The organism is Citrobacter sp. wls826 (assembly GCF_005281245.1).
GTDB lineage: Bacteria > Pseudomonadota > Gammaproteobacteria > Enterobacterales > Enterobacteriaceae > Citrobacter > Citrobacter braakii.
In genome coordinates this window covers 166,673-171,331 of the sequence record NZ_SZWS01000061.1, presented here as the reverse complement: position 1 = coordinate 171,331, position 4,659 = coordinate 166,673, and the positions used below count along the sequence as shown (strand labels likewise).

At 55.7% G+C, this 4,659-nt stretch carries 5 protein-coding genes; all 5 read left to right on the top strand.

Features of this window, described 5'->3' with window-relative positions; all coding sequences use genetic code 11:
- A partial coding sequence (locus tag FDW87_RS23005; RefSeq protein WP_252363239.1) for an iron chelate uptake ABC transporter family permease subunit occupies positions 1–254 on the top strand: 254 nt, incomplete at its 5' end.
- Entirely contained in the window at positions 251–1,012 is a 762-nt protein-coding gene (locus tag FDW87_RS18315; protein WP_046275011.1) for an ABC transporter ATP-binding protein, read from the top strand. The genes FDW87_RS23005 and FDW87_RS18315, both read left to right, overlap by 4 nt.
- A gap of 9 nt (positions 1,013–1,021) precedes the next feature.
- Positions 1,022–1,834, top strand: a complete 813-nt coding sequence (locus FDW87_RS18310) for a class I SAM-dependent methyltransferase (protein ID WP_094761114.1) — start codon at positions 1,022–1,024, stop codon at positions 1,832–1,834.
- Positions 1,831–2,688, top strand: a complete 858-nt coding sequence (modD, locus tag FDW87_RS18305) for a ModD protein (protein ID WP_047416626.1) — start codon at positions 1,831–1,833, stop codon at positions 2,686–2,688. The genes FDW87_RS18310 and modD overlap by 4 nt, the downstream gene beginning before the upstream one ends.
- 23 nt (positions 2,689–2,711) lie before the next feature.
- A partial coding sequence (locus tag FDW87_RS18300) for a TonB-dependent siderophore receptor (RefSeq protein ID WP_137380052.1) occupies positions 2,712–4,659 on the top strand: 1,948 nt, incomplete at its 3' end.

Sequence of the window (4,659 nt, the reverse complement as noted above, 5' to 3'; positions counted from 1 at the left end):
CCGCCTGTACCGTCGCCATTGCCGGCATTATCGGCTGGATTGGACTGGTGGTGCCGCACATCGGCAGACTCCTCAGCGGGAATAACCACCAGCAGTTACTGCCGGTGTCCATGGGGATCGGCGCCATTTTACTCCTGCTCACCGACACCCTCGCCCGCACGCTGAGCCGCACGGAAATCCCGCTGGGGATCCTGACTGCATTTATTGGCGCACCGTTCTTTTTGCTGCTTTTGCTGCGGGGAAACCGCCCATGACGCTATTACTCGTGCGCCACGCGTCGCTGGGATACCACAGTAAACAACCCGTGTTACGTGATATCTCCTTTCAGGTTTCGCCCGGTTCTGTCTGTTGTCTGATTGGTGCTAACGGCAGCGGTAAAACCACCCTGATGCGCACCATTCTCGGCGTTCTTCCGCCGCTTCGCGGTGACATTCTGCTTGATGGCGTCGCGGTGAATCATCTCAGCGATCGGGAACGCGCCGCAGCCATCGCCTGGGTTCCTCAGGCGCACGACGGCGCGTTTGCCTTCACCGCCCTGGACATGGTGATGATGGGACTGGCCCCGCAACTGGCGGCATTTGCGGTTCCCGGCGCTAAAGAGCGTGAAATTGCGCATCAGCAACTGGCGATGCTGGAGATTTCTCACCTGGCACTTCGACGCTGGAACACCCTGAGCGGCGGCGAACGGCAACTGGTGTTGATCGCTCGCGCGCTGGCGCAACGCCCGCGTCTTTTATTGCTTGATGAACCCGCATCCAGCCTTGATTTTGGGCATCAAATCCGTCTGCTCGACACGCTGGTGACGCTGAAAAATTCCGGTATGGCCCTGCTGATGTCGACCCATCACCCGTTGCACGCCCGGGCAATCGCCGACAGCGTGGTACGGGTTGAACCAAACGGCGAGGTGTCGCAGGGTCTGCCTGAACATCAGCTCGCCGCCGACCGCCTGGCCGCGCTGTATCGCGTTACACCGTCACAAATTACCCACCATCTTTATGGTTCACTCAATTAAGGAATATTCATGCTCATTGACGACATTGATTTTGCCGATCTTTACCGTAAGCAATTACAGCTGGCGAACAGAACCGAGAAAAAGCCGGAGCACTGGGACAAACGTGCGGAAAAAATGGCGGAGAATTGCGCCTCATTAACCGACAGCTATCTGCTGCAACTGCTGGGGAAAATCGACCTGCAAGGTGCAGAGTCGCTGTTTGATATGGGTTGCGGCCCCGGTACAGTCTCGCTGGCGCTGGCTAAAAAAATGCCAATAATTTACGGCGTAGATTACAGCCAGGGAATGCTGAGCGTAGCTGCCCGCCGCGCCGCACAAATGAACGCCCGTCACGTACAATGGGTGCAACGAGCCTGGGAAGAGCACTGGGATGATTTACCCCAGTGCGATATCGCCGTCGCCTCGCGCTCCACGCTGGTTGCCGATATGCGCCAGGCAATGAGCAAGCTGAATAATCAGGCCCGGCTGCGGGTTTATACCACCCACCTTGTCAGTTCATCTTTCGTTTCTCCCACCATTCAGCGCGCACTGGGCCGCGAAGTGATTGAACTGCCCAACTATATCTATGCGCTTAATGTTCTGTATCAGATGGGGATCCACGCGCACGTTGATTTTATCCGCGGTCCCAACTGTCAGCAGGACAACAGCATCTGGACGCGTTTTCTGGAAAACGTGCGCTGGAGTATGGGTGAACTGAGCGCCGACGAGGTCGAACGTCTGGAAAACTGGTATCAACAGCAGGATCCACGCGCTATTGCCCCCGCCAGCCGTGACTGGGCGCTTATCTGGTGGGACAGCATCCCGCGGGAGGCGCTGCGATGATCTACTTTTCGCAGGCGCAAATTGACGCGCTGCTGCTGGAAGATATTCAGGGCGGCGATCTGACCACCCGCGCGCTGGGTATCGGCGCCCAACCAGGCGTCATCGAGTTTAGCCATCGCCAGGGCGGATGCGTTAGCGGTACCGCTGTTGCCAGACAAATGCTGACTTCATTGGGATTAACCGTCACCGATATTTTGTCCGATGGCGAACGGGCGAACGCCGGACAGCGACTGATTCGCGCACACGGACCAGCGGCGGCGCTGCACCAGGGCTGGAAAGCGGTACAAAATGTACTGGAGTGGAGCTGCGGCGTGTCGGGCTATCTCGTCGAGATGCTGAGCATGCTGCATCAACGCTATCCCGATGGGCAGATTGCCTGCACCCGCAAAGCCATTCCCGGTACGCGTTTACTGGCGACTCAGGCAATACTTGCCGCCGGGGGCATTATCCATCGGGGAGGATGCGCCGAAACGGTACTGCTGTTTGCTAATCACCGCCGTTTCCTTACCAACCCAAACGACTGGACAGGCGCGATTGCGCGCTTACGCAGCCATGCGCCAGAAAAAAAGATCGTGGTCGAAGCGGATACGCCAGATGAGGCATTGGCCGCCCTACGCGCCGCCCCAGATGTCCTACAACTCGACAAATTTACCCCCGAGCAAGCGGCAGAAATTGCCCGTCAGGCCCCTGCTCTGGCCCCCCATTGCACGCTGGCGCTGACCGGCGGCATTACCCTCGCCTCGCTGGCGGGTTATCTCGACTGCGGTATCAGACTCTTTATCACTTCCGCGCCTTACTACGCTCCACCTGCGGATATCAAAGTGAGCCTGAGCCCGGACGCACGTGGCCTATAACATCAAAAAATGGACTAAAAATAATGAATTTCAACAAAAGTTGTCTTTACACAGCCCTGTCGTTTGCTTTCGCGCACAGTGCTTTTGCTGGGCAGGAAAGCGAAACCATGACCGTCTGGTCTAGTCCGGTCTCCGCGGCCACCACCACGGTTCTCGGCCAGGAAACGATACAACAGCTGGATAAACAGAACGTGGCGCAGGCGCTGAGCGTCGTCCCTGGCGTCGTGCTGCAAAAGTCAGGCAACCGCAACGAGCAACAGGTAAAAGTGCGCGGATTTGACAGCCGTCAGGTTCCCGTCTTTTTTGACGGCGTGCCGGTGTACATCCCCTATGACGGCAACCTCGATTTAGGCCGTTTTCTGACATCCGATATCGCTTCGGTTGAAGTCTCCAAAGGCTACTCGTCTCTGTTACAGGGGCCAAACCAGATGGGCGGCGCCATCAATATCACTACAAAAAAACCGACCAAACCGCTTGAAGGCAGCATTGGCTATCGCCAGGGCTGGAGTCGCAGCAAAGACAACGCCCACGATATGCACGCTTCATTTGGCGCCAGTAACGATCTCGGCTATATCCAGCTCAGCGGCAGTCAGCTGAAGCAGGATTTTCTTGGGTTACCGCATGGCGTGGACAACCCGGTTGCGGGCAGTCACGGCAAGATGATCAACTCTTCCGCTGATGACAAGCGTGGCATCGTGAAGCTGGGCTTTACCCCTCGTGGAGATGATGAATATGTGCTGACCTATATAAATCAGGACGGTGAAAAAGATAATCCACCGTACGCCGGAACCAGCAGCCAGAAATCACGCTATTGGCAATGGCCACAGTACGATAAAGAGAGCTATTACTATCAGGGAACCACGCATCTGGGCGACCGTTTTACCCTGAAAAGCCGTCTGTATCGCGACACCTTTGAAAATACGTTGATGATGTACAACTCGCTGGCCGACCTGAAAAATAAGAAAGGCAGCTACAGCCATTATTCGGACTATAGCGATGGGGCTGGCCTGCAGCTCGCTGCGGATATACGAGAAAACGATCTGCTCTCTTTCGCCGTGAACTGGAAGAACGATGTTCACCGCGAGAAAGGCGCACCGAATGCGGCTTACGACCGCTACGAAGACCGCACCTGGTCCGTAGCCAGTGAATACCAGTGGGCTGCGGCGGATAATGTCGATGTGGTGGCGGGAATAAGCTATGACTGGCGAGACAGTCTGGAAGGTATGAAGCACGAGAAAAACGGCAGCGTCACGCACTACGATGACAACAATCAGTCGGCCTTTAACTGGCAGGTGATGACCAAATACCACTTTGAAAATTCAGACACATTAGCGCTGTCTTACTCTGACAGAACGCGTTTCCCAACGTTAAAAGAACGCTACACGACCTCGAAACCGGCCTATAACCAGGTGGCGCTGGTCAATCCACAGCTTAAACCGGAGCGCGCCCGCAGCGTGGACCTGACATGGAATGGTTCACTTAGCCAGAACTGGGGATTCGAAGCCAGCGTGTATTACAACCGCATCAGCGATGCGATTCTTTCGCACAATATTGATGCCGACACCATCCAGAATCAAAACAGTGGTCGGGTGGATTACACCGGCCTGGATGCAGGCGTTAAAGGTAAAGTTTTTGATATGCTGGACGTCGGGCTGAGCTACGGCCTTATTCATGCGGACGCCAAACGCAGCGATATCGGTAAGATTACCGATCTGCCGACGCAAACCCTGACAGCCTGGATGACGCTGAAACCGTGGGAGCCACTCAGCATTACGCTGTCCGAAGAGGCCCGTTCGTCAAGCTATAGCAATACCGACGGCTCGCAGAAAGCCGCTGGTTTCGCCATTACCCATTTGCGCGCTGATTACGCCATTGGCCACGGGTTTAGCGTTAACGCTTCGGTCAATAACCTGTTCGATACGCAGTACGTTTACAGTGAAGGATTTATTGAAGAGGGGCGTAATTACTGGG